This is a genomic window from Sandaracinus amylolyticus (genome assembly GCF_021631985.1).
GTDB lineage: Bacteria > Myxococcota_A > Polyangia > Polyangiales > Sandaracinaceae > Sandaracinus > Sandaracinus amylolyticus_A.
In genome coordinates this window covers 5832191-5856514 of the sequence record NZ_CP070225.1, presented here as the reverse complement: position 1 = coordinate 5856514, position 24324 = coordinate 5832191, and the positions used below count along the sequence as shown (strand labels likewise).

Annotated in this window: 22 protein-coding genes; 9 read left to right on the top strand and 13 right to left on the bottom strand. The window is 72.5% G+C overall.

Features of this window, described 5'->3' with window-relative positions:
* Positions 1–25: 25 nt before the first annotated feature.
* Positions 26–1027 (top strand): TolB family protein, encoded by a 1002-nt coding sequence (locus I5071_RS24790; protein WP_236515297.1) that lies wholly within the window; start codon positions 26–28, stop codon positions 1025–1027.
* 153 nt (positions 1028–1180) lie between these two features.
* Positions 1181–1387 (top strand): hypothetical protein, encoded by a 207-nt coding sequence (locus I5071_RS24785; protein WP_236515296.1) that lies wholly within the window; start codon positions 1181–1183, stop codon positions 1385–1387.
* Positions 1388–1391: 4 nt separating this feature from the next.
* Here the strand turns inward: I5071_RS24785 and I5071_RS24780 are convergent, their stop codons facing one another.
* The 3 genes from I5071_RS24780 to I5071_RS24770 are packed head-to-tail and all read right to left on the bottom strand — an operon-like array spanning position 1392 to position 4197.
* A complete protein-coding gene (locus I5071_RS24780) occupies positions 1392–2579 on the bottom strand; it encodes an NAD(P)/FAD-dependent oxidoreductase (RefSeq protein WP_236515295.1) in 1188 nt (395 codons plus the stop codon).
* Positions 2576–2851, bottom strand: a complete 276-nt coding sequence (locus I5071_RS24775) for a (2Fe-2S)-binding protein (RefSeq protein ID WP_236515294.1) — start codon at positions 2849–2851, stop codon at positions 2576–2578. Before I5071_RS24775 ends, I5071_RS24780 begins: the two co-directional genes overlap by 4 nt.
* Positions 2848–4197 (bottom strand): 2Fe-2S iron-sulfur cluster-binding protein, encoded by a 1350-nt coding sequence (locus I5071_RS24770; protein WP_236515293.1) that lies wholly within the window; start codon positions 4195–4197, stop codon positions 2848–2850. The genes I5071_RS24775 and I5071_RS24770 overlap by 4 nt, the downstream gene beginning before the upstream one ends.
* Before the next feature lie 65 nt (positions 4198–4262).
* On the opposite strand from I5071_RS24770, the gene I5071_RS24765 reads away from it, so the two are divergent.
* Genes I5071_RS24765 through I5071_RS24750 form a run of 4 tightly spaced genes read left to right on the top strand, consistent with a single transcriptional unit; the run spans position 4263 to position 6769 of the window.
* On the top strand, positions 4263–4838 hold the full coding sequence (locus tag I5071_RS24765; protein ID WP_236515292.1) for a hypothetical protein: 576 nt from the start codon (positions 4263–4265) through the stop codon (positions 4836–4838).
* Positions 4835–5353 (top strand): gamma-glutamylcyclotransferase family protein, encoded by a 519-nt coding sequence (locus I5071_RS24760; protein ID WP_236515291.1) that lies wholly within the window; start codon positions 4835–4837, stop codon positions 5351–5353. The genes I5071_RS24765 and I5071_RS24760 overlap by 4 nt, the downstream gene beginning before the upstream one ends.
* Positions 5354–5371: 18 nt before the next feature.
* Positions 5372–5722, top strand: a complete 351-nt coding sequence (locus I5071_RS24755; protein WP_236515290.1) for a hypothetical protein — start codon at positions 5372–5374, stop codon at positions 5720–5722.
* 54 nt (positions 5723–5776) lie between these two features.
* Positions 5777–6769: a DUF882 domain-containing protein gene (locus I5071_RS24750; RefSeq protein ID WP_236515289.1), complete on the top strand. Its 993-nt coding sequence runs from the start codon at positions 5777–5779 to the stop codon at positions 6767–6769.
* 1 nt (position 6770) lies between these two features.
* Here the strand turns inward: I5071_RS24750 and I5071_RS24745 are convergent, their stop codons facing one another.
* From I5071_RS24745 to I5071_RS24735, 3 genes are all read right to left on the bottom strand, one after another.
* The gene (locus I5071_RS24745) at positions 6771–7169 is read right to left on the bottom strand and encodes a universal stress protein (RefSeq protein ID WP_236515288.1); all 399 of its coding nucleotides are present in this window, start codon (positions 7167–7169) and stop codon (positions 6771–6773) included.
* Positions 7170–7187: 18 nt separating this feature from the next.
* A complete protein-coding gene (locus I5071_RS24740; protein WP_236515287.1) occupies positions 7188–8480 on the bottom strand; it encodes a HEAT repeat domain-containing protein in 1293 nt (430 codons plus the stop codon).
* 100 nt (positions 8481–8580) lie between these two features.
* Positions 8581–10569 (bottom strand): serine/threonine protein kinase, encoded by a 1989-nt coding sequence (locus I5071_RS24735; protein ID WP_236515286.1) that lies wholly within the window; start codon positions 10567–10569, stop codon positions 8581–8583.
* A gap of 307 nt (positions 10570–10876) precedes the next feature.
* Here I5071_RS24735 and I5071_RS24730 point away from each other — a divergent pair, with 307 nt between their 5' ends.
* A complete protein-coding gene (locus tag I5071_RS24730; RefSeq protein ID WP_236515285.1) occupies positions 10877–12634 on the top strand; it encodes a serine/threonine-protein kinase in 1758 nt (585 codons plus the stop codon).
* 525 nt (positions 12635–13159) lie between these two features.
* The gene (locus I5071_RS24725) at positions 13160–14032 is read left to right on the top strand and encodes a hypothetical protein (RefSeq protein ID WP_236515284.1); all 873 of its coding nucleotides are present in this window, start codon (positions 13160–13162) and stop codon (positions 14030–14032) included.
* Positions 14033–14038: 6 nt separating this feature from the next.
* Here the strand turns inward: I5071_RS24725 and I5071_RS24720 are convergent, their stop codons facing one another.
* The 7 genes from I5071_RS24720 to I5071_RS24690 are packed head-to-tail and all read right to left on the bottom strand — an operon-like array spanning position 14039 to position 22955.
* Positions 14039–15580 carry a Ppx/GppA phosphatase family protein gene (locus I5071_RS24720; RefSeq protein WP_236515283.1) on the bottom strand — a complete coding sequence of 514 codons (1542 nt, stop codon included), beginning with the start codon at positions 15578–15580 and terminating at the stop codon, positions 14039–14041.
* Between the two features lie 22 nt (positions 15581–15602).
* Positions 15603–16430, bottom strand: a complete 828-nt coding sequence (locus tag I5071_RS24715; protein ID WP_236515282.1) for an SDR family NAD(P)-dependent oxidoreductase — start codon at positions 16428–16430, stop codon at positions 15603–15605.
* A complete protein-coding gene (locus I5071_RS24710) occupies positions 16427–17584 on the bottom strand; it encodes an acyl-CoA dehydrogenase family protein (protein WP_236515281.1) in 1158 nt (385 codons plus the stop codon). The genes I5071_RS24715 and I5071_RS24710 overlap by 4 nt, the downstream gene beginning before the upstream one ends.
* Before the next feature lie 25 nt (positions 17585–17609).
* On the bottom strand, positions 17610–19241 hold the full coding sequence (locus tag I5071_RS24705) for an NTP transferase domain-containing protein (protein ID WP_236515280.1): 1632 nt from the start codon (positions 19239–19241) through the stop codon (positions 17610–17612).
* Positions 19238–21373, bottom strand: a complete 2136-nt coding sequence (locus I5071_RS24700) for a xanthine dehydrogenase family protein molybdopterin-binding subunit (protein WP_236515279.1) — start codon at positions 21371–21373, stop codon at positions 19238–19240. Before I5071_RS24700 ends, I5071_RS24705 begins: the two co-directional genes overlap by 4 nt.
* Positions 21370–22353: an FAD binding domain-containing protein gene (locus I5071_RS24695; protein WP_236515278.1), complete on the bottom strand. Its 984-nt coding sequence runs from the start codon at positions 22351–22353 to the stop codon at positions 21370–21372. Before I5071_RS24695 ends, I5071_RS24700 begins: the two co-directional genes overlap by 4 nt.
* Entirely contained in the window at positions 22350–22955 is a 606-nt protein-coding gene (locus tag I5071_RS24690; protein WP_236515277.1) for a 2Fe-2S iron-sulfur cluster-binding protein, read from the bottom strand. The genes I5071_RS24695 and I5071_RS24690 overlap by 4 nt, the downstream gene beginning before the upstream one ends.
* A gap of 181 nt (positions 22956–23136) precedes the next feature.
* On the opposite strand from I5071_RS24690, the gene I5071_RS24685 reads away from it, so the two are divergent.
* Positions 23137–24321 (top strand): efflux RND transporter periplasmic adaptor subunit, encoded by a 1185-nt coding sequence (locus I5071_RS24685; protein WP_329611070.1) that lies wholly within the window; start codon positions 23137–23139, stop codon positions 24319–24321.
* Positions 24322–24324 lie beyond the last annotated feature (3 nt).

Sequence of the window (24324 nt, the reverse complement as noted above, 5' to 3'; positions counted from 1 at the left end):
ACATCTTAAGCTCCGGCTCGCTGTGGTGCAGTTCGCGCGGCGATCGATCAGTGCGCTCACGTTCGTCGTCGTGGTGCTCCTCGCGCCCGCGTGCGGGCGAGTCGGCTACCAGACGGCCTTCGACGCCGCGACGCCCGCGAACGACGCCGCGCCGGTCGATGCGACCACGATCGACGCGGCGTGGACGGAGCTCGACGCCGGTCCGCCAGTGCCCGCTGCTTGTCGCTTCGGCACGCCGGAGTGGGTCGGCGCGGTCGCGACCAGCGGGCAGGAGGACGGCCCCTCGATCACCGGGAACCGTCGCGTGCTCTGCTTCGCGTCGAACCGCCCGGGTGGCGTCGGGCGTCGCGACCTCTTCTGCGTCGAGCGCGGCACCTCCGACGGCCCGTGGGGCACGGTCACCGCGTATCCCGTCATCAACTCGAGCGCCGACGACGTCGATCCCGCGCTGAGCCCCGACGGCTGGGAGATGATCTTCGCGTCCGATCGTCCCGGCGGCGGCGGCGGCCTCGACCTCTATCACGCGGTGTTCGACGACCGCGCGTACACGTTCCTCACGCCGACGCGCATCGATGCGCTCAGCACGCCGGATCACGACGGCGGCCCCGAGATCGCGTCGGACGGCGTGACGATCTACTTCACGCGCCAGCCCATCGGCGGAGGCCCGACGCGCCTCTACGTGACCCGCCGGACCACCACCGGCCTCGTGTTCGACGAGCCGAGCGAGATCACCGAGCTCGCGAGCACGAGCCACGACACCCAGCCCGCGATCTCGTCGGACGGCCGCACGCTCGTGTGGTGCTCGGATCGTCCCGCGTTCGGCCGCGCGTCGAGCTCGTACAACATCTGGTGCGCACAGCGCGGAGGTTCGGCGTGGGGCCCGCCGATCTTCGTCGACACCGAAGCGCTCGACGCGGCCGATCCCTGCTCGCCCGAGCTCGGCTCGGACGGCTCGCTCTACTTCACGAGCGGCGTGCTCCCTGGCGCGTCGGGGCTCGACATCTTCCGCGCGCCGGTCGCGCGCTGAGCGAGTGTCGAAAAAATCGGCTCGCCGGCGGAGGGCCCTCCCGTCCGCGTGCGCCGCACGCTCCCGTGCGGGCCCTCCGCCAGCGAGCACTCCAGCTGGACTGAGCGCCGCTCGTTCTGGCGCGGGCGTGCACGCTGCGGCCATACTCCATTCGTGCCCCGACAGCGCACCAGCGAGCTCCGCGAGTACCACGAGAGCCCTCCGACGCTCGTGCGCGACATGGAGCAGTGGCTCGACGTCGGCGATCGTCGCGAGGCCGCAGAGCGAGTGCGCCAGTGGGTGATCGAGAGCTACGAGCTCGCGCCGCTCGCGAAGGCGACGGCTCCGCGCCGCAAGTCGAAGTCGCGCAAGTCGCGCTGATCGCCTAGCCGAGGATCATCGTCTCGCTGAGCAGCTTGCCGAGGCGATAGCGGCGCAGGTTCCAGCGCTCGAAGAGCTCCCGCTCCTCGCCCTGCAGGAGCCAGCGCGCGAAGAGCTCGCCCATCACCGGCGCCATCATGAAGCCGTGCCCCATGAACCCGCTCATCAGGTACATGCCGGGCACCTCGTCGACGTCGCCGACGAGCGGATTCCCATCCGGCGTGATGTCGTAACAGCCGGCCCACTGACGGAGGATCTTCACCTCTCCGAGCACCGGCATCGCGCGCGACAGAGCACGTGAATAGAGGCCCAGGAAGCGCAGCGACGATCGCTGATCGATTCCGTCGGGCACCTTCGCGTTCGAGATCCCACCGACGATCTCGCCGCGCATCGACTGCGAGAAATAGAGCCCGTCCGCGAGATCACCGACCAGTGGCCGCAAGAACGGCTTGAGCGGCTCGCTCGAGCAGATCTCGTGTCGGTGCGGATGACTCGGCAGCTCGACTCCCACCATCCGCGTGATCTCCGGAGACCACGCGCCCGCGCACACGAGCACTCGATCCGTCGCGATGCGCCCGCGCGACGTGACCACGCCGCTGACGCGTCCGTTCGTCGTCTCGATCTCGCGCACGTCGGTGTGCGTGTGCAGCGCGACACCGAGCTTCTCGCAGGCGCGCGCGTAGCCCCACACGAAGGGCCACGGGAACACGACTCCGTCGTGCGGGTTCCAGCTCGCCGCGACGAAGCGCGAGACGTCGAGCTCGGGGACGATCTCCTTCATCTCCGCGCGATCGACGATGCGCGTCGGCAGGCCGTGATCGCGCTGCAGCCGCGCGCTCTCCTCGAGCTGCTTCGCGCGCTCGTCGCTCCGCGCGAGGAACAGATATCCCCCGCGCCGGAACCACACGTTGATGCGCATCTTCGTCGCGAAATCCGAGCACAGCTCGATCGAGCGCTTCATCAGGCGCACGTTGGTCTCGCTCGACCACTGCGCGCGCACGCCTCCGCCGTTGCGCCCCGACGCGCCGCTGCAGAGGTAGCTCTTCTCGACGACGACGATGCGCTGCTGTCCGAGGCGCGCGAGGTTCCACGCGATCGCGAGCCCCATGATCCCGCCGCCGACGATCACGACGTCGGCGCGATCGGGAAGCAGCTTGGGCGGCGCCGCGATCGGCTCGAAGTGCGCGCTCACTCGTCCCCCTCGGGCAGCAAGCGCGCGAGCCGCGCGATCGAGACCGGATGGAACGGAGGGCGCGGCGTGATCGGCGCGTCGGGGGGATCGCCACCGAGCTCGACGAGCAGGCGCGCGCAGAGCGCGACGCACTGCTTGCCCTGGCACCACCCGGTGCCGAACCCGGTGTAGCGCTTGAGCGACTCGAGATCGCGATGTCCCGCGCGCACCGCTTCTTCGATCTCGTGCGTCGTCACGTCCTCGCAGCGACACGCCAGGATCTTGTCGCTCATCGCTGCAACTCCTGCGCGATCGCCCGCGCCGCCGCGATCCCCTGCGCGATCCCCGCGGGCACCGAGGGAACACCCGATGCGCGACCGATCACCCGCACGCGCGGCGAGCGCGTCGCTCCGTCGTCGTGCGACGCGTCGACCTCGAAGCCGCCCTCGCGCCACACCACGTCGGCGCCGGCCTGCGACGCGAGCTCGTACACCGCGCTGCTCGGCGGTGCGATCACCAGCGCGTCGCACTCGAGCGACTCGATGCCGCCGACGGTGCGCACGTCCACGCGATCGATGCCGGCGCGCCCGTGCGCCCGCTCGATCGCCGAGATCTCGAAGTTCCCGATCACGCTCGCGCCCGCGCCCTCGAGCGCCGCGGCGAGCGCACGCAGCCGCGCGCTTCCCGGTGCGCTCGCGCTCGTCGGCCCCGCGATCACCACGCGCTCGCCCGGGAGCACACCGTGGGCGAGCAGTCGACACGCCGCGTCGCTCCCGATCACGCCGGGCAGATCGTTGCCCTCGAACGCCCACGCGCCCTCGTGCCGACCCTGCGCGACGATCACGCGCCGCGCCTCGACGCGCACCAGCGCGTCGGGCGCATCGGCCAGCGCGACGAGCACCGACGGATCTTCGTCGTCGATCGCGACCACCGAGCACCCGAGCGCGAGCTCCGCGCCCCGCTCGATGGCGCGGTTCGCGAGCCGCTCCGCGACGACCCGCGCGTCGAGCGGCGCTTCGTCCTCCGCGGTGCGCACCACGCCCGGCGTGTGCGCGAGGTGTCCTCCCGCGCGCGTCTCCTCGTCCGCGACGATCACCCGCAGCCCGAGCCGCGCACACTCCGCCGCCGCTGCGAGCCCGCTCGGGCCCGCGCCGATCACCAGCACGTCGCACTCGCGCCGCTGCGGCTCGACCGGCGCGCTCGGCTCGTCGGGCAGCTTGCCGACACCGGCGATGCGGCGCGCGACGCTCTGCATCACGCGGTTCACCGGCTTGCTCCACGTGAACATCTCGTGGTGGTTCATCCCGCCCGGGAAGAACCAGTCGGTCGCGGCGAGCAGATCCATCTCCGCGGTGCCGAGCACGTTCTGGGTCTCGACGACCATGCCGTGCTCGGCGGGCACGCGACACGTCATGCGGCTCGGCGCGCCGTCGACGCGCATCAAGCAACCGTCGCAGCGCCCCGCGTAGCAGCTCGCACCGCGAGGCCGGTGGTACTTCACGCTGCGACCGAGCACGACACGCCCCGCTGCTGCGAGCGCGATCGCGATCGGCTCACCGCGCAGCGCGGGCACGTCGTCGCCATCGACGCGCAGCGTCACTCGCTCTCGATCGGAAGGGCCGAATCGCCGCGGCGCCATTTCGCGACTCCTACCACGACGTCGCGCGCTTCTCCCGGGCGCGTGATCCCCGCTACCCTCGCGCCGTGCGCTCCCGCACCGCGCTCCTGGTCTCGATACTCTGGCTCTCGCTCGCGTGCGAACGTCCGCGCGAGAGCGAGCCCGCGCCCACGCCGCCCGCACGTCCCACGCCGAGCGCGCCGAGCACGCCCGCAGGGCTCGTCGCACCGAGCGCGCTCGCGGGCGCGCTGCCGCAGCGGCTCGGCTCTTTCGAGGCGACGGGCGCGCCCGAGCCGCACGTCGAGCTCGGCGTGACCCCGACCACGCGCGTGAGCGTGCAGTACGCCGACGGAGAGCGGCGCGCGACGGTGCGAGTCGTCGACGCGCAGCGCGCGCCCGATCTCGTCGCGGGGTTCGCGGCAGCGCAGCGCATCCCGATGGCCGCCGAGCCCGAGGCGCCGGTCGAGCTCGTCCCGACGGGCATCGCAGGACGTCCCGCGCTCGCGTCGTGGGTCCCGGGAACGTCGACCAGCGAAGCGCAGGTCGTGGTCGCGGATCGCTTCGTCGTCGCGCTCACGATCGCGCCGGCGAGCGTTCCCGAAGAAGCGGTCGACGTGCTCGAGACGTTCCCCTTCGCGTCGCTCGAAGCGCTCGGGCGATGAGCGTCGCGTACTTCGCGTTCGGGGCGAACACGTGCCGCGACGTGCTGGTGCGACGCCGGCGCATCCGACCGATCTCGAGCGAGGCCGCGTCGCTGCGTGATCATCGCCTCGCGTTCGTGCAGCGCGGGATCCCGCTGATCGAGCCCGCGTTCGCGAGCGTCCTCCCGCAGCTCGGCGCGACCGTGCACGGCGTGCTGCACGTGCTGCACGACGACGACATGGAGCGCCTCGATCGCCACGAGTCCGCGGGCTACGCGCGCGTCGAGCGCGAGGTGCACGCGCGCGAACGCGTGATGCGCGCGTTCGTGTACGTGACCCGTACTCCGACGCTCGGCCTGCGACCCTCCCGTCGATATCGCGATCTCCTGGTGCGCGGCGCGCGCGAGCACGGCCTGCCCGCGTCGTGGATCGACGAGCTCGAGCGCATCCCCACCGCGCACGTCCCCGGCGTCTCCGACGCGGTGCCGTGGATCATCGAAGCGCTCGATCGCGTCCTGCGCCGCGCACCGGAGTAGTGCGCCTGTGCTCGCGGCATGAGCTTCGACATCGCAGTCTGGGAGGGGCCACGTCCTCGCGACGACGATGACGCCGCGAGCACGTTCGCATCGCTCGCGAATCGTTACCTCGAACGAGAGCCCGAGCACGACGAGCCGACCCCGGCTCGCGTGCGCGCGCTGATCGACGCCGTGCGTGCGCGATTCCCCGATGACGCGCCGGAAGATCGCGTCTGGGCTCTGTCTCCGATCGACTGCGATCAGCGCGGGCCGCTGCTCTACCCCCACGTGCGATGGGACTACGCCGAGGTCGTCCTGCGCGTGGTGTCGCAGCTCGCGGCGGAGCATGGCCTCGTCTGCTTCGATCCCCAGGACGAGCGCCTGGTCTGACCTCGCGATCCGTTTTCTGGATCGATCACGAGCGAGCACGGGACCATTCGGTCGATGCACCGCGTCGTCCTGATCGCGCTCGTGTCGGCGCTCGCGCTGCCGTCGTCCGCGCGCGCCGACGTGACCGTCATCTACGCGCCGCCGAGCGAGCGCGCGCCGCTCGTCGCGCGACCGGTGTGCCCTGCGGGCATGAGCGAGAGCGCGTGCGCGCGCGCCGCCGCGACCCCGCCCACGCCGCCGCCTCCACCGCGCGTCGCGATCACCCCGCCGCCGCCACCGCGCGTCGCGATCACGCCGCCGCCTCCGCCGCGTCCGCGCGCGCCCGAGCCCGCCGCGCTGCCGCCTGCTCCGTCCGCGTGCCCTGCGCCGGTCACGCTCGTGCGAGGGACCGAGCGCCGCTCGCTCGTGCTGCTCGACTGCGAGGGTCGACCGCACGCCGAGAGCCTCGTCGCGCTCAGCATCCTCGCGCGACCGCCGAGCGCGCCGCTGCCCGATGCCGCGACCCTCGTCGCGCACGCGAACGATCCCACTTGGATCGCGCCCTCGATCCGCCGCCTCCATCCCGGCCTGCTGGAGCGCCTGCGGGTCATCGCCAATCGCTTCCCCGGCCACGCGATCGAGATCCTCTCCGGCGATCGTCCCGACGCACGCCCCGGCAGCCGGCACCTCCACGGCCTCGCGCTCGATCTGCGCGTCACCGGCGCGAGCCTCGACGCGGTGCACGAGCTCGTCTCGCGCTTCGATCGCACCGGCGTCGGCCTCTACCCTGCGGGCGCGTTCCTCCACCTCGACGTGCGCACGCGGGCGACGCGCTGGGTCGACGCGAGCGGCCCCGGCGAGCCTCCGCGCGCCACGCCCGAGGACGCACCGCCGCGCGCTGCGCGCATCCGCCGCGTGCCGACCCCCGACGCGCCCGCGCCGCCGCCTCCGCGCCCGAGCGACGACGAGCTCGAGCTCGACGCCGACTCGATCGTCGACGCGCTCACGCGCGAGCTCGACGCGCGCATGCCCTCGCTCCCGCCGCCCCCGCGCGTCCGCTCGCGTTAGGTCAGGTCACGATCAGCACGTCGCGACGCGCGTTCCGCACCACGCGCTCCGCGGTCGAGCCGAGCAGCCACTCCGCGAACCCACGCTCGCCGCGCGTCGCGATCACGATCAGGTCCGCGTCGTGCGCCTCCGCGGCCGCGAGGATCTCGGTCGGCGCATCGCCCACGCGCACCTCGAGCTCGACCTGCACGTCGTGGTGCTGCGGCATGCGCTCGCCGAGCTTCTTCACGTGCGCGCGCACCTCGTGCTGGGCGTACATCGGGCTCGCGCTGTCCTCCGACACCATCACGTGCACGAAGGTCAGCTTCGCACCGAGCTGGATCGCGAGCTCCGACGCCTTCTGCAGCGCGCGATCGCCCAGATCCGAGAAGTCGGTGGCCGCGAGGATGTGCTTGTACATGCCTGCCTCGACTCTACCTCACGCGTCCGCGTTCGACGCTGCGAGGATCGCGCCCGCCGCGCCGATCCGCACCTGCGCGTCGTGATCGCGCATCGCCTCGCGCGCGTCGTCGGGGCGCATCGCATCACGCGCGAGCGCGCGCGCCGCCGCACGCCGCAGCACGGGATCGGGCCGGTGCAGGAACGCCGACAGGATCGACCTCGCCTCGTCGTCGCCGTCCTCCGCGAGCACCGCGGCCGACTGCAGCGCGCTCATCTCGAGCCCGCTCTGCATCAGCGCGCGCAGCGCGCGCCGCGCTTCGTCCTCCGCGCCGTCCTGCTCCATCAGCGCGCGCGCGATCGAGAGCTTCGCGCCGGGATCGTCCTCGCCCTCCAGCGCCTCGTGCAGCGCGCCCCGGAGATCCTCGCTCGGCTCGAGCGAGACCAGCGCGACACCGGCCTGCGAGCGCAGCGAGGGCTCGCCCGCGCGCAGCGCCGAGAGCAAGTACGCGCGCGCTCCGCGATCCTCGTCGCCCTGGCGCGCCCGCACCAACATCAAGCGCGCGGCCTCGATCCCCTGCGAGCTCGGCGGCGTCTCGAAGAGCGAGCCCAGCGCCGTCCACGCCTGATCGCGATCGGCGCGGATCAGCGCGTCCACCGCGGCCATGCGCACGCTCGGCACCGGATCCGAGAGACGCTCGCGCAGCGCGACCAGCGCCGGCGGGCCATAACCACCGAGCGCGCGCACCGCAGCCGCGCGCACCGCGGGCTCGGGATCGACGCGGCTCGTCTCCTCGAGCGCCGCGCGCGCGGCGCCCTCGGGCACCAGCACCGCGAGCTTCGATGCCGCGTTCTCCCTCGCGCGCGGGCTCGGCCAGCGGATCGCCTCGAGCAACGCGTCACGATCCTCCTCGGGATCCATCCCCAGCACCGATGCCGCGCGCGCGTCCGCGTCCTCGTCGTCCGCGAACGATCGCAGCTCGAGCGCGGCCCGATCGTCCCCTCGCCGCGCGAGCGCCTCGAGCGCGAGCACGCGCGACGGACCCTCGCCGTGCGCGATGCGCTGCAGCACCGGCTCACCGGCGGTGCCCGAGCCCGCGAGCTCCTGGATCGCCTGCCGTCGCAGCTCGCGATCCGCGCCGCCCGCCTCCTGCTCGAGCAGCAGCGCCGCGATGCGCCCGAGCAGCTCGCGATCCGGCCCGTCGAGCTGGCGCATGCGATCGTACCCGTCGAGCGCCTCCACGAGCGCACCGCGCTCGAGGGCCGTCGACGTGGCGCCGCGCGCTGGACCCGCGCACGCGCCGAGCAACACCGCCACGACGATCGCGCTCACACAGCAGAGAGCGATACGCAGCACGAGCGCGCGCCCGCGCGCCCTGCGCGATCCACCTCTCAATACGTCCTCCCGGTCCGGTCCGGCTTCCGCGAAGGCCTCAGGCGGCCTTCACCAGCCGGCAGGATAGACCGAGGTAGAAGGCGCGGTACACGTCTTCGACGTCGCCGCCGCTCGCGGTCTCGCGCGCGACGATGCTCCCGAGCGTCATGTCGCCCCGCACGTCGAGCAGACGGAGCCAGGGCTCGGGCAGCCCGTATGCGCTCGGCGGCGCGGGCGGACGCGACTCGCGGGAGAGCACGCGCTCGCGCACGTCCGAGAGCGCCGCCTCGATCTCCGAGGTGTCCGCCGCGAGCGCCGCATCGCGCAGCAGCTCGTGCGCGCCCTGCTCGAGCGGGAACGTCTCTTCTTCCGATCGCACGCCGGCGCGGAACGCCCACTGTCCGTTGCGCCACCGGAAGATCTCGAGGTAGCGCTCGCGCACCTGCCCCGAGATCGCGCGGTAGAGCTCGACCGGCCGCAGCACACCGAGCCCGACGAGCGCATCGCCGAGCCGCCCGCCGTATCGCGGCAGGAGCGCGAGCGCCATGTCGACCTCCATGCGGAGGCACACGCCGCGCTGCACGAGATACTCGCCGAGCATCTCCTTCTTCACAGTCGACGCGACGAAGTCGGGCCGACCGTCGACGAAGTACACCTTCTTGCGCCGCTGCCCGTCCCACAGGTGCAGCACGCCGGTCTCGCGATCCGACGTGATGCGGTGCACGAGCCCGAGCACGCCGCCGGGCATCACGAGCCCGCGGCGATCGGCGTCGCGGATCTCCGCGGGGTTCCAGCGCAGCGCCTGCGACCCGAGATAACGCTGCAGCTCGGGCACCTCGCCGCTCGGCACGAGCTGCCCCGCGTCGCGCTTCACCAGCGCGCGCTCGTCGACCTCGCCGGCCACGATGCGCCGCACGAGCTCTGGGAACGTGAGCGGCCCGATCGTGTGCCCGTCGGCGAGCCGCACCTCCCACGAGTTCGGCGTCTCGAGCGCGAGCTTGCCGAGCATGTCGCGCGTCGCGAGCGGCGTCTCCACCGTCGCTCCGGTGCGCGCGCCGCCGCTCGGATCGACGTAGGCGGTCGGCCTCGCGCCGGGCTCGTGCGCGGCCTCGTCCTGCGGCGTCTTCGCGACGAGATCGAGCCGGTGCAGCAGCCGCGCGAGCTCGCGCGCGCCACGCCCCGCGCTGCCGCGACGGCGCATCAGATCCTCGAGCGCCTCGGCGAGCGCGCCCGCCTCGGGGCGATCGTCGGGATGACGCGCGAGCGCCGCGCAGAGCACCGCGCGCACGTCCTGCGGCACCGCGCGTCCCTTGCGATCGAGCACGCCGAGATCCGCGTTGCGGATGCGCAGCAGCACGTCGAGATCGGTTCCGCTGCCGAAGAGCGGCTCGCCGATCAACATCTCCGCGAGCACCGTGCCGAGCGTGAAGACGTCGCTCCGCCCGTCGATGTCGAGCCCGCTCACCTGCTCGGGCGACATGTACCCGAGCTTGCCGCGCACGTGACCGTCGTCGGTGCGGTGATCGCTCTGCGCGCAGCGCGCGATGCCGAAGTCCGCGACCTTCACGTGGCCGCGCTTGGTCAGCAGCAGGTTCGCGGGGCTCACGTCGCGATGCACGATCGTGAGCGGCTTGCCCGACTCGTCGCACAGGTGGTGCGCGTAGGCGAGCGCACGCGCGGCCTCCGCCGCGATGTGCAGCGCGGCGGAGATCGGCACCACCTCGCGGTTCGCGGCGACCGCGCGCAGCAGGCGATTCACGTTCGTCCCGTCGACGAACTCCATCGCGAGGAAGAGCGCGCCGTCGGCCTCGCCGAAGTCGAAGACCTGCACGATCGACGGGTGCTCGAGCTGCGCCGCGAGGCGCGCCTCGTCGATGAACATCGCGACGAAGTCGGGATCGCGCGCGTGCTGCGGCAGGATGCACTTGAGCGCCACGCGCTTCTGGAAGCCGTGGGGACCGAGCCGCTGGGCCACGAACACCTCGGCCATCCCGCCGGTCGCGAGACGTCGCTCGATGCGATACGGACCGAGCGTCCGAGCCCTCATCACGCCTCCTGCTCGTGGCCCTGAGCGCTGGCCGTATGGGTGGAAACCCGGGGCGACACGTAGGCGCACGCCCGGCCGAAGCTCGCACCCAGGATACGGGAGAGGCCGCTCCGGACAACAGGATAAGTGTACGAACTCTGCACTTTCTCGCGATCGATCCGCAATTCTTCACCAATGGTGTACGATTGGAGACGTCCCCGGTTCGGCCAGAGGCGATACGGAAACTCTGACTGTCCCCGGAGGACTGGCGTTATCATCGCTGCTCGGTTCGGTTTCGGCCCTCTTCGAACCCCGGAGCCAGGTCCCCATGGGAACCACGCGCACCTCGGCCAATCGCTCGGCGAAGGACAGCTATCTCGGGAAGGTCGTGGCCGGGCGTTACCGGCTCGAGGCCTTGCTCGGCGAAGGGGGCATGGGGGTCGTCTACCGGGCCCGTCACGTCCTCATCGATCGGGTGGTCGCGCTGAAGCTCATCCGGCCCGACCTGCGCAGCGAGACGCACCTGCGCGCGTGGATGCTGCGCGAGGCGCGCGCCGCGAACCGCGTCGATCACGCGCACATCGTCGAGATCCACGACGTCGGCGAGACCGAGGAGAGCGAGCTCTACCTCGTAATGGAGTACCTCGTCGGCAGCGCGCTCTCGAGCGAGATCGCGAAGGGCCCGATGCAGCTCGCGCGGGCGGTCGACATCCTCGAGCAGATGTGCGCGGCGCTCGCGCGTGCGCACGACCTCGGCGTCGTCCATCGCGACCTGAAGAGCGACAACATCATGCTCACGACGCGCGGCGGCCGTCGCGACTTCGTGAAGATCCTGGACTTCGGTCTCGCAGCGCTCGCGCGGGATCCACGACTCGCTCCGAAGGGCGCGGTGTTCGGCACGCCCGAGTACATGTCGCCGGAGCAGGCGCGTGGAGACGACGCGCTGCCGGTGAGCGATCTCTACGCGCTCGGCATCTTGTTCTTCGAGATGTGCACCGGGCAGCTGCCGTTCCGCAGCAACGATCGCGACACGCTGCTCGAGATGCAGCGCACCGCGCCGCCGCCGCGCCCGCGCACGCTCGCGAAGGATCTGCCCGAGGCAGCCGAGGCGATCATCCTCAAGCTGCTCGAGAAAGACCCACGTCGCCGCTTCCGCGACGGCCACCACCTGCAGGAAGAGCTCAAGGCGCTGCAGCGCACGCTCCCGAACACGTGGGAGGTGCAGCAGCAGGAGGGCCAGGCCGCCGCGCCCGCGCAGCCGCCTCCGCCGCCGCCCGCGCCGAGCCCCGGTGTCGTCGAGTGGTCGCGCCGTGCGGCGTACTTCTCGCGCATGGTCGCGCGCGCGTATCCGAACGGCCGCGTGCCCGACGACCTGCAGACCGCGATCGATCAGCTGTGGGAGGTCTCGGCGCGCGCGAGCAAGCTCGAGGGCGAGCTCGCGTCGCACCAGCGCAAGCTCGACGCGATCGAGCGGCGGGGCAGGGCGCTGCGCGCGGAGATCGGACGCAAGGTCGAGGAGCTCGCGGAGGAGGAGTCGCGCACGCTGCGCGATGCGGCCGCGGAGCGCGAGCGTCTGTCGCGCGTGAAGACGAAGCTCGACGAGGCGCGTCGGGCATGGGAGCGCGCGAACGCGCAGGCGCTCGAGCTCGAGCGCACGGCGGGTGATCTGCGCACCTGGCGCGGGGTGTTCGAGGAAGCGACGGCGAACCGCGCGCGCGCCGAGGTGCTCTCGGAGGTGCTGCAGGACCACGAGCGCCGCGCGCTGCACAAGGAGAAGAGCGCGGGCGATCTGCGCCGGCAGATCGACGAGCTGCGCGCGCAGCTGGCGCGCTACGGCGATGCGCTCGAGAACGATCTCGCGGCGGGGCGTGATCGGATCGCGACGCGGGTGCGCGAGGCGCTCGCGTACGAGAAGACGTTCACCGACTGCTCGGCGCTGCTGATGAGCCACCTGAAGGGACGCCCCGAGGTCGGCGAGCTGATGGAAGAGATGCGGCGCGAAGAAGCGCAGTACGCGAGCCAGTCGCAGTACTCGCCGCGGCCGGCCGACCAGACGGGGGCGCACAAGGCTCTCGTCGGAGGCTGAGCAGGCCTCGGCGAGCGGCGCGCGGGCTCGGGCGCTCGCGTGTCGCACGGTGATGGTCTCGATCAGCGGCCGGCGTCGAGTGGTGGACATGCGTCGGGTGCGATGTGGGCGACGATGCAGCCGTTCGCGTCGACCGATGTGCGCCATGCGCAGGGCGGCGCGTCGCACGAGTCCGGAGCGTCATCGCACTGCGTGCGATCCGCGACCCAGCCGCCGAGCGGCTCGCACTGCGAACCGGAGAACGGCGAGCCTCCAGGCGCGCAGCACCAGCCTTCGCCCGAGGGTGCGGGTGTCGCGCGCGCGCACTCGGTGCCATGCCCGCATGCGTCTCGATCGTCGGCGCACGCGCTGAGCCACACCGTCAGCGCGATGAGCAGGGCTCGTCTTGGCACAGGGGCTCGCGTTGCACCGGGCGTTCCGCGTGTGATCGCGCGCCGAGCTCGTTGCCGATGTGGCGCGAGGTCGCATAGGCTCGCGGCCGCTCCGAGGCGCGGGTCGCGCGCTCGAGCTGTGGAGGCGGCGACCGTGGACGGACGATTCGTGGGACGAGCGGTCGCGCTCGGGCTCGTGCTGGTGCTCGTGGCGTGCGGTGACGACGACGGCGTGGCGGACGCGGGAGCGCACGATGCCGGCGGCGTGCTCGATGCGGGCGCGCGCGACGCCGGGAACGACGGCGGCGCGATCGACGCGGGCTCGGCGGATGCGGGCTCGGCGGATGCGGGCGAGGTCGACGCGGGCGAGGTCGATGCGGGCGAGCCCGACGCCGGCACGACCGACGCGGGCGCCGATGGCGGCGCGAGCCTCTGCGCGGCGGGCGGCGGCGCGTGCGACGTGGCGCTGCAGGACTGCCCGCCCGACCATGCCTGCTACTACGCGGAGGTCGGCGGCGTCGCTGCGACGCGCTGCGAGCTCGTCGTCCTGCCCGGCACCGACGGCGACCCCTGCGACTTCGCCGACGAGTGCGCGCCAGGGCTCACCTGTCGCGCCGGCACCTGCCGTCACTACTGCTGCCCGGACGCCGCGCTCGACTGCCCGGGCGGCCAGGCGTGCGTGCAGCTCGCCGAGGCGCCGAACCTCGGTCACTGCGCACCCGCGGACGCATGCACGCTCGCGCCGAACGCGGGCTGTGCTGCAGGCCGCGGCTGTTATCCGGGCCCGGCGCCCGAGACCGTCGGTTGCTTCGTCGCGGGCACCACGCCCGAGGGAGGCAGCTGCACCGCGACCAACGCGTGCGTGCCGGGCACGATCTGCCTCGGCGCCGGTCCGTTCTCGTGCCTGCGGGTCTGCCGCACCGCGATGGGCGACGCCGACTGCAGCGATCCCTCGCACGAGTGCATCGCGGTGCCCGGCTATCTGAGCGCCGAGTACGGCGTCTGCGACGTCCCGTCGGCCCGCTGACGCGCTTCAGGCGCGCGCGACGGCGGCGTCGTCGGCCGAGTCCACGACGACGTGCACCGTCCGCCGGAAGGTCTGCTCGAAGAGCCCCGCCTTCCGCGCGGCGGTCCACGCTTCCAGCGAGAGATCCTCTCTGCCGCTCGCGCGGATCACGATCTCCTGCGCGCCGACCTCGACGTCGAGCTGGTGCACCTTGCTGCGGTGCCCGCGATCGAGCGCATCCGCGAGGCGCAGGATCGACGACAGCTTCCGCACTCTCCGTCGATCCTCCGGGCCCAGCGACGCGAACGACGCGTGCTTCGGGCTCGGGGGTGCGCGCCGGTGATAGCGCGCGATGCAGCCCACCACGACGCGGTGCTCCGGCGACAGGCCCATCACGTCGCTGTGCTCGACGATGTACTGCGTGTGCTTGTGGTGCGCCGCGAAGTGCACGAAGTCGCCGATGTCGTGGACCAGCGCGGCGACGCGCAAGAGCACGCGATCGTGATCGTCGAGCTTGTGCAGCGCGCGCAGTCGATCGAAGAGCTGGGTCGCGAGGCGATCCACCTGCGTCGCGTGCGGCTCGTCGAAGTGATAGCGACGACCGAGCTGCACCGCGGCGCGCGCCGCCTGGCTCTCGTCGACCTTGTAGTCCCAGACGCGGAAGTGCTTGTGCACGAGCTCCGCGACGATGCCTTCTTTGAGGCCCACGCCGGGTGCCACGATCGTGTCGGTGCGCGCGAGGTCCGCGATCGTCACCAGCACGTAGAGCGCGGGCACGATCACGTCGGCGCGATCGGGACGCAGCCCGTACTCCTTGCGGCGATCGGTCGCCTTCATCTTCGACATCTTCGCGAGCAGCGCGCGCGCCTTCCGGACGTCGATCGTCGGCAGCGCGGTGCCCGCCATCGGGCACAGCTCCGCGATCGTCTCGAAGTTGCCGCCCGTTCCCGCGACCACGTCGTAGCTGCGCTTGAGGAAGCTCTCGCGCACCGGCTGCAGCATGCGATCGAGGTACTCGCCGAGGAGGCGCTCCTGCGCCTTCGTCACCGGCTTGCCATCGTCGAGGAACGACTCGAGCAGGCGCACCGTGCCGATCTGCAGGCTCGTCGAGAAGCGCACCTCGTCGTGGTTCACCTCCGAGAGCTCGAGGCTGCCGCCGCCGAGATCGCAGAGCAGCGCGCGCTTGTCGCCGAGCGGCACGCGCTGCTCGACGGCGAGCTTCACGAGCCGCGCCTCCTCGGTGCCGTCGATCGCCTCGAGCTCGATGCCCGCATCGGCGACCCGGTGCAGCATGTCTTCGGAGTTCTCGGCGTCGCGCGCCGACGCGGTCACCACCGCGCGATACGCCTCGACGCCCTCGTTCTCCATCGTGGTCTTGAACGCGCGCATCGCGCGCACGAGCTCCTCCACCGACTCGGGATCGAGCTTGCCCGTGACGAACACCGAGTGGCCCAGGCGCACCGGCATGCGCGACTGCAGCACGGTGGTGAAGCGCCCGGGTCCGTCGGCCTGCACGATGAGGAGCCGCGACGCGTTCGAGCCCACGTCGATCGATGCGAACTTCGGCATGCGTGGCGCGAACCTTACTCGATCATCGGGCGCGGTCCCGGCGCATCGAGCGCGGGCGTGAGCCGTCGAGGTCGGGGAAGCCGTAGTGCTCGCCGAGCTCGGCCACCACGAGCGCTTCGCCGGCGTGCTCGATCGCGCGCGGATCGGCGGCGAGGCACGCCACGGCGCGCCCGCTGAATTGCGGTGACTCGCCCTTGCTGGGATCGAACCCGAGGCGCTCCGGCTCGAGCAACAAGCGCTCGGTCTTCACGATCCCCGGCCAGATCGAGACCGCGAGCACGCCGTGCGGCGCGAGCTCGCGGCCCATGTCGCGCGACATGCGATCGACACCCGCCTTGCCCACGCCGTACGCGACGTTGACCGCCTGGATCTTCGCGCCGAACGACGAGACGTTCACGATGAGCCCGCGTCGCGCCGGCACCATGCGCTGCGCCGCGTGCCACGCCGCGACGTAGTGCGAGCGCAGACCGACGCGATGCATCACGTCCCACTGCGCGATCGGCAGCTCCCAGAACGGCGCGGTGAGCTTGCCTTCCGGGATCGCGAACGCGTTGTTCACCAGCACGTCGACGCGGCCGTGCTCCGCGTCCACGCGCGCGAAGAGCGCCTCGACCTCCTCGTCGATCGCGTGATCGCAGCGCACCGCGAGCCCGACGCCGCCGAGCGCGCGCACCGCGTCCGCGGTCTCGCCGATCGTCCCCGGGAGCGCGCCCGCGGTCTCGCTGCGACCGGTCACGTACACCGTCGCGCCCGCTTCGCCGAGCCCGAGCGCGATGCCCTTGCCCACGCCGCGGCTCGCGCCGGTGACGATGCAGATCTTCCCGCGCAGGTCGGGCGGAGACCACGTCACAGCGTCGCCGTCTCCGCGTCGAGGCCGAGGAGCACGCGCCCCGCGGTGGTCGCGGTGGGCGACGCGACCATCAGGTGCTGCGACGCGGTGTGCACGTCGCGCAGGTGCCGCTGCAGCGGGCTCGACGCGTAGATCGACGTGCCCCCGCCGAGCTCGTACGCGCTCGTCACCACGCGCGCGCTCTCGCTCGCCGCGTGACACGCCGCCGCGCGCAGCAGCGCCCGCGATCGCACCGTCGCCTCGCCGTCTCGCGCGGCCTCGCGCCCCGCCTCGCCCAGCGCGTCGAACAGGAACGCGCGCGCGCCGCGCAGCCGCGCCTCGATGCGCGCGACCTCGAGCTGCACCGTCTCGCGATGCGCGATCGTCTGCTTCGCGCCGAGCTGCTGCTTCTTCGTCGCGAGCGCGATCAGCGCGTCGATCGCGGCGCGCCCGATGCCCAGCGACACCGCGGCCACGCCCGACGCCAGCGTGCCGAAGAACGGCAGTCGCGCGAGCGGCCCCTCGTGGGTGCGCGGCGTCGTGATCAACGAGAACGTGCGCTCGCGCGGGACGATCACGTCCTTCACCGCGAAGTCGTGGCTGCCGGTGCCGCGCAGACCGCTCACGTCCCAGGTGTCGAGGATCTGCACGTCGCTCGCGCGGAAGAGCGCGCTGCGAATGTCGGGCGCACCGCTCGGCAGCGGCGAGTCTCCCTCGGCGATCGTCCCGCCCATGATCCACTGCGAGTGCTTCGACGCGCTCCCGAAGGGCCAGCGCCCGCTCACTCGATATCCGTGCTCCACGCGCGCGGCGCGGCCCATCGGCGCCACTACGCCGCAGGTGATCGCGTCGTCGGGCGCGTAGACCTCGTGCGCGACCTCGGGCGCGAGGAACATCGACATCAGCCCCGAGCCGCCCGCGATCATCGTGCACCAGCCCGCGGAGCCGTCGGCGCGCGCGATCGTCTCGACCACCGACACGAAGGTCTCGGCCGTCGCCTCCGCGCCACCGTGCACGCGCGGCACGAGCAGCTTCAGCGCACCGGCGCGCACCAGCGCGTCGACCGCTTCGGGCGGCAGCTGCCGGTCCGCTTCGATGCGCGCGGCGAGAGGAGCGATCGCGCGGGCTGCATCTTCGGCGCGAGAGAGGAGGGTGGCGTCGACCTGGCTCGTCATGACGCGCGAGAGCGTATCGCAGACGTCACGCGCCGAGCAGTGCGCCGACGTCCTCGGGCGTGTCCACGTCGATCGCGGCGTCCACGCTCTCGATCGCGACCACGTCCGACTCGCGCAGCAGCGCGCCTGCGCCGCGATCTCCCTCGAGCCGCGCGAGCGCGTCCCACCGCGTGCGATCGAAGATCGCCGGTGCGCCGACGACCTCGATGCCGCGATCGCGCCACCGGGTCGCCGCGATCGGCGCGCCGCGCGCCCACGCATCGCGCAGCGCGATCAGGTGCGTGCTCGCGATGCGCGGCTGATCGGCGAGCACGATCATCAGCGCGCCGCACGATCGCGACTCGGCCCACGCGACACCGGCGCGGATCGAGCTCGCGATCCCTTCGCGCCAACCGTCGTTCTCGATCGTCGCGAGGCGCAGCCCACCGAGCGCGTGCGCCACCGCATCGCTGCTCGCGCCGAGCACCATCCCGACCGGCCCGCAGCCGCTCGCGAGGCATGTCTCCGCGACCCGCCGCACCAGCGGCACGCCCTCGAGCTCGACCAGCTGCTTGGGCCGACCGAGCCGCGCCGAGCCTCCCGCCGCGAGCACGACGATCGCGACCTCGGCGTGCATCGGCCGCGCGCGATCGCGCAGCATCCCGCCACGTCGTCCTCGCGCGACCGCGCAGATCTCCGAGATCACCGCGAGCGCGATCTGCTCCGGCGTCTCCGCGCCGATGTCGAGCCCGACCGGCGCGTGCACCCGCGCGTCGTGCTCCACGCCGAGCGCGGCGAGCAGCGCGCGTGTCCGGCGCGCGGGCCCGAGCAGGCCGACGTAGCGAGCGCGCGAGCGCAACACCATCGCGAGCGCCGCGCGATCGGCCTCGACCTGGTGGTGCATGATCACGACGTACGCCTCGCGCGCCGCGTCGATCCGCCCGGCGATCTCCGCGAGATCCCCGCCGGTCGCGACCAGCTGATCGGCGACGCAGAGGCGCGATCGCTCGCGGATCGCACGATCGGCCACCGTGACCCGAAATCCGGCGTTCTGGGCCGCCGCGACGATCGGGGTCACGTCGTGCCCGCTGCCGAGCACGAAGAGCTGGGGCGAGGGCGCGATCACCTCGACGAGCGCGGTCACCCCCGCGACCTCGACGACGCCCGCGGGGCCGCGCGCCGCGTGCTCGAGCGCGTCGCGCACCACGGGATCCACCACCGGACGCGCGAGCGCGACGTGGGGGCCGATCGCGATGCGCGCACCGATCGGCGCGCCCGCGACGGTCGAGCCGATCACCGTCACCAGCACACCGCTCGTCTCCGCGTCGAAGCACGCGCGCGCGAACACGAGCGCGTCGTTCGGCGCGCCGGCCTCGAGCAGCACGTCGACCACTCCGTCGCACCCGAGCCCGACGCCCCACGGCTCGCCTTCGTCGCTCGTCGAGTCGTAGGTGATCACCACCGCCCCGTCGCGACAGCGATGCGATCCGCGCAGGAGCACGTCCCCTTCGAGACAGCCGCCGCTCACGCAGCCCGACACCCAGCGATCGCCCGCGACCAGCATGCGCGCGCCCGGTCGCCGGTACGACGATCCGCGCACGCGCACCACGGTCGCGAGCAGGCACGGCGCGCCGTCGAGCTCCGACGCCCGCGCGACGATCCGCTCGAGCTCGTTCATCGCCGCGCCGGAAGATGCGGCAGCAGCTTCTCGATCGTGATCGGCAGCTCGCAGACCCGGACGCCGGTCGCGTTGTAGACCGCGTTCGCGACCGCCGCGGACGCGCCGCAGTTGCCGACCTCGCCGACGCCCTTCGCGCCGAGCTCGTTCGCGGCGTCGTCGAATCCGTCGAGCACGATCGCGTCGACGCAGGGGACGTCGGCGTGCACCGGCACGAGGTACTGCGCGAAGTCGCGGTTCACGAACGCGCCCACCCGCAGATCGACGACTCCCTCTTCGTGCAGCGCCATCGAGACGCCCCAGATCATCCCGCCGATCAGCTGTGAGCGCGCGGTCTTCTCGTTGAGCACGCGCCCCACGTCGAACACGCCGAGCATGCGGCGCAGCCGGATCTCGCCGGTGTCCGCGTCGACGCCGATCTCGACGAAGTGCGCGCCGTAGCTGGCGATCGAGTACTTGCTGTAGCTCGGCTCGTCGTGCTGGCTCGCGACGCTCCCGATCGCCTCCACGCCGCCGGGGAACTGCGAGGCGACCTGCGCGAGCACACCGCCCGCGGGCGCGCCCACCTTCTCGAGCAGCGCCTTGCACGCGCGCAGCAGCGCGTTGCACGAGTTCGATGCGCCCCACGATCCGCCCGAGCCCCCGGTGCGCGGCAGGTCGGAGTCGCCGATCTCGACGCGCACGCGCTCGAGCGGAACGCCCAGCGCCTCGCTCGCGGTCTGCGCGAGGACCGTGTACGTGCCGGTCCCGATGTCCGTCATGTCGCACTGCACGCGCGTCGTGCCGTCGGCGTCGATGCGGACCCTCACCGAGGTCTCGCTCTGGTAGTGCGGCCGGATCGCCGCCGCCATGCCGTGACCGACGAGCCAGCGTCCGTCGCGCGTGCTCCCGGGCACCTTCGAGCGTCGATCCCAGCCGAAGCGCTGCGCGCCTTCGCGCATGCACTCGACCATGCGGCGATGGCTGTACGGGACGTTCAGCTCGGGGTGGATCGTGGGCTCGTTCGCGATCCGCAGCGCGATCGGATCCATGTCGAGCGTGTACGCGAGCTCGTCCATCGCCGACTCGATCGCGAAGAGCCCGGGGGCCTCGCCCGGCGCGCGCACGTCGCCCGCCTCCGGCAGATCGAGCGGGATCGCGCGATGCGTCGATCGCCGGTTCGGCGCCGCGTAGAGGCTGCGCCCCGCGGTCGCGGTCTGCTCGACGTAGTCGCTCCCGCGCGACTGCTTCTGCGTCGCGTCGTGGCCGAACGCGACGAGCCGTCCGTCGCGCGATGCACCGAGGCGCACGCGCTGCCGCGACGCGGGCCGATGCCCGGTGTGATGGAACATCTGCTGGCGCGTCAGCGTGACCTTCACCGGCTCGCCGAGCGCACGCGCGGCCATCACCGCGAGGATCGTCTCCACGCTCACGCCGAGCTTCGAGCCGAACCCGCCGCCGATGTAGCGCGAGACGACGTGCACCTTCTCCGGCGCCAGGCCGAACGTCGATGCGATCCGCGACTGCGCCTCGGCCACCATCTGCGTGCTGCAGTAGGCGGTCACCACGTCGCCGTCCCACGCGGCGACGCACGCGTGGGTCTCCATCGGCAGGCCGAACGCGTACGGCGTCGTGTAGACGCGATCGATCACCAGCTGCGCGGTCGCGAGCGCGCCCTCGAGATCGCCCACCGACGAGTCCGACGGATATCCCGCGTTCACGCTCGGCTGCTCGATCTCGGACGCTCCGGGCGCGTCGAAGTCGTACTGACCGGGCGTGATCTCGTACCCGACGCGCACCATCCCCGCCGCGGCCCGCGCCTGCTCGAACGTCCTCGCGACCACGAGCGCGACCGGCTGTGCGAACGTGCGGATCTCGGTGCCGGTGAGCACCGGCAGCGCGCGCCCGTACGACGCGCGCGTCTTGTCGGGCTGGCGCTGCGGCGGTGCATCGCGATGCGTGATCACGCGGCGCACGCCGGGCGCGCGCTCGGCGAGCGAGGTGTCGATCATCGTGATGCGCCCGTGGGCGATCGCCGACTCGACGACGAAGCCGTAGAGCGTCGGCCCGAGGCTCTGCTCCTCGTAGCTGTACGTCGCGCGGCCCGAGACCTTGAGCGGACCGTCGACGCGGTTCAGCGGTGCGCCGATCATGCGAGCCCCGCTGCGTGGTCGAGCGTCGCGATCACCGTGCGCTTCGCGAGCTCGATCTTGAAGTCGTTGTGCCCGCGCCCCACCGCGCGCGAGAGCGCGGCATCGGCGGCGGCGCGATGGGTCTCGATGGTCGGCGGCCGCCCGCGCAGCACCGCCTCGGCCTCGAACGATCGCCAGGGCTTGTGCGCCACGCCGCCGAGCGCGACGCGCGCCGACTCGATCGTGTCGCCCGCGACCGACAGGATCACCGCGACCGAGACCAGCGCGAACTCGTACGACGCGCGATCGCGCACCTTGCGATAGAGCTGCCATCCCCGCGGCGGCGGCGGGAGCACGACCGCCGTGATCAGCTCGCCCGGGCGCACCACGGTCTCGAGGTGCGGCGTGTTCCCCGGCGCGAGATAGAGGTCGTGGATCGACACCTCGCGCGATCCACCGCGCGCGTCGATGACCTCGATCTTCGCATCGAGGGCGATCATCGCGACCGCCATGTCCGACGGATGCGTCGCGATGCACGCGTCGCTCGCCCCGAGGATCGCGTGGTTGCGGTTCATCCCGCCGAGCGCCGCACATCCCACGCCCGGCACGCGCTTGTTGCAGCGCGCGAGCGTGTCGTAGAAGTAGAGGCAGCGCGTGCGCTGCAGCAGGTTCCCGGCGACCGACGCCATGTTGCGCAGCTGCGCCGACGCGCCCGCGAGCAGCGCCTGCGAGAGCACGCCGTAGCGCTCGCGCACCCGCCGGTCGGCTGCGACCGTCGCGTTGTCGGCGAGCGCGCCGATCCGCAGCCCGCCATCGGCCGTCGCCTCGATGTCCTTGAGCGGCAGTCGGCTCACGTCGACGAGATGCGTCGGCTGCTCGATCCCGAGCTTCATCAGATCGAGCAGGTTCGTCCCGCCGCAGATGAGCTTCGCGCCGGCGGTCGCGCCCGCGGCCGCGGCGCGCACCGGATCGCTCGCGCGCTCGTAGGTGAGCTCCTTCACGTCCCGCCTCCCCCGACGACGCTGCGGATCGCCGCGACGATGTTCGGATAGGCCGCGCAGCGACACACGTTGCCGCTCATGCGCTCGCGGATCTCCGCGTCGGTCAGCGCGACGCGCGGCGCGGCGACGTCCTCGGTGGCGTGGCTCGGCCAGCCCGCGCGCGCCTCCGCGACCATCGCGACCGCCGAGCAGATCTGCCCCGAGGTGCAGTAGCCGCACTGGAACCCGTCGTGCTCGAGGAAGGCACGCTGCATCGGATGCAGCTCTTCGGGCGCGCCGAGCCCCTCGATCGTCGTGATCGCATCGCCCTCGTGCATCACGGCGAGCGTCAGGCACGAGTTGATGCGGCGACCGTCGACGAGCACGGTGCACGCACCGCACTGCCCGTGGTCGCAGCCCTTCTTCGTGCCGGTCAGGTGCAGCCGCTCGCGCAGCGCGTCGAGCAGCGTCGTCCGCAGATCGATCTCGAGCGCGTAGGTGTGCCCGTTCACCTCGAGCGTCACGGTCTTCGCGCTGCTCTCCTTCGCGGGCGCGGAGGTCCGCGGCGCGGGTGCCTTGCGGAGGAAGCGCCCTGGTCTCGATCGATCGCCCTCGGACGGCATCGCGACACCTCCCCTCGCGCGCGCACGGCTCGCGGGATGGGGGTGAGATAGCGATGCTCGCGTCGCGGCCAAAGTCCGCGTGCGGATGCGGGGCGACGACGTTTCGATGCGCGCTGGGGCTGGCGATCGGCGCCCTCGCGCAACATAGGGAAGACCCCTCCCTTCTCGGCAGGTCTTCGTGATGTGCTCCCGCCTTCTTCGCGGCACCGCCGCGCTCTACGCCCTGCTAACGCTGCTCGGCTGTAGCAGCCCGCCACCTCCTTCCGCGCCGAGCGATCCGCCGCCCCCGCCCGAGGTCTCGACGATCACCGTGTCGCCGCGCGCGGTGCTCGTGGAGGATCTGCTTCCCGGGCGCGTCGTGCCGGTGCGCGTCGCCGAGGTGCGCCCGCTGGTCTCGGGCATCGTGCGCGAGCGTCTCTTCACCGAGGGCGACACCGTCGCCGCGGGGCAGCCGCTCTATCGCGTCGATCCCACCGTGTTCCGCGCCGAGGTCGCGGGCGCGTCGGCGACCACCGAGCGCCAGCGCGCGGCGCTCGCCACCGCGGAGCGCGAGGCGGATCGCGCGAGCCGTCTCGCCGCGATGGGCGCGCTCTCCGAGCAGGCGCTCCACAACGCGCAGAGCACGCTCGATCTCGCGCGCGCCGATCTCGCGGTGAGCGAGGCGTCGCTCGCGCGCAGCCGCATCAGCCTCCGCTACGCGACCGTCACCGCGCCGATCGCGGGCCGCATCGGCCTCTCGCGCGTGACCGAAGGCGCGCTGGTGGGCACCGCCGATCCGCTGCCGATGGTGACCATCCAGCAGCTCGATCAGGTCTACGTCGACATCCGCCAGCCCGCCTCGCGCTACGAGGAGCTGCGACAGCGCTCGGCCCGCGGCGAGCTCGAGCGCAGCGACGGACTTCCGGTGCGCCTCCTCTCGATGCGCGGCGAGCCCTACGAGGTCGAAGGACGGCTCCTCTCGACCGACGTGAACGTCGACCTCACGACCAGCGAGCTCACGCTGCGCGTGCTCGTGCCGAACGCGGATGTCGATCTGCTGCCCGGCATGTTCGTGCGGGCGCGCATTCCCTTCGGCCGCGAGCCTTCCGCGATCACCGTGCCCCAGCAGGCGGTGCTGCACGATCCCGCGCTCGGCGAGAGCGTGCTCGTCGTCGACGCGGGTGACGTCGTCGCGGTGCGCAGCGTGATCACCGGTCGCGTCGTCGATGGCCAGCACATCGTGCGCGAGGGCCTGGTCGCGGGCGATCGCGTGATCGTCGAGGGCCACGATCGCCTCGGGCCCGGCATGCAGGTGCGACCGGTCCCCTGGGACGTCGAGATCGCGCGCGAGGACCACGGCCCGGCACCCGACACCGCGAGCGAGTAGGAC

Coding starts and splice junctions, on each gene's coding strand:
- I5071_RS24775 (WP_236515294.1), bottom strand. CDS start 2,851: ATGAGCGACAAGATCCTGGCGTGTCGCTGCGAGGACGTGACGACGCAC.
- I5071_RS24705 (WP_236515280.1), bottom strand. CDS start 19,241: ATGAACGAGCTCGAGCGGATCGTCGCGCGGGCGTCGGAGCTCGACGGC.
- I5071_RS24690 (WP_236515277.1), bottom strand. CDS start 22,955: ATGCCGTCCGAGGGCGATCGATCGAGACCAGGGCGCTTCCTCCGCAAG.
- I5071_RS24770 (WP_236515293.1), bottom strand. CDS start 4,197: ATGGCGCCGCGGCGATTCGGCCCTTCCGATCGAGAGCGAGTGACGCTG.
- I5071_RS24745 (WP_236515288.1), bottom strand. CDS start 7,169: ATGTACAAGCACATCCTCGCGGCCACCGACTTCTCGGATCTGGGCGAT.
- I5071_RS24730 (WP_236515285.1), top strand. CDS start 10,877: ATGGGAACCACGCGCACCTCGGCCAATCGCTCGGCGAAGGACAGCTAT.
- I5071_RS24760 (WP_236515291.1), top strand. CDS start 4,835: ATGAGCGTCGCGTACTTCGCGTTCGGGGCGAACACGTGCCGCGACGTG.
- I5071_RS24735 (WP_236515286.1), bottom strand. CDS start 10,569: ATGAGGGCTCGGACGCTCGGTCCGTATCGCATCGAGCGACGTCTCGCG.
- I5071_RS24700 (WP_236515279.1), bottom strand. CDS start 21,373: ATGATCGGCGCACCGCTGAACCGCGTCGACGGTCCGCTCAAGGTCTCG.
- I5071_RS24685 (WP_329611070.1), top strand. CDS start 23,137: ATGTGCTCCCGCCTTCTTCGCGGCACCGCCGCGCTCTACGCCCTGCTA.
- I5071_RS24755 (WP_236515290.1), top strand. CDS start 5,372: ATGAGCTTCGACATCGCAGTCTGGGAGGGGCCACGTCCTCGCGACGAC.
- I5071_RS24710 (WP_236515281.1), bottom strand. CDS start 17,584: ATGACGAGCCAGGTCGACGCCACCCTCCTCTCTCGCGCCGAAGATGCA.
- I5071_RS24720 (WP_236515283.1), bottom strand. CDS start 15,580: ATGCCGAAGTTCGCATCGATCGACGTGGGCTCGAACGCGTCGCGGCTC.
- I5071_RS24750 (WP_236515289.1), top strand. CDS start 5,777: ATGCACCGCGTCGTCCTGATCGCGCTCGTGTCGGCGCTCGCGCTGCCG.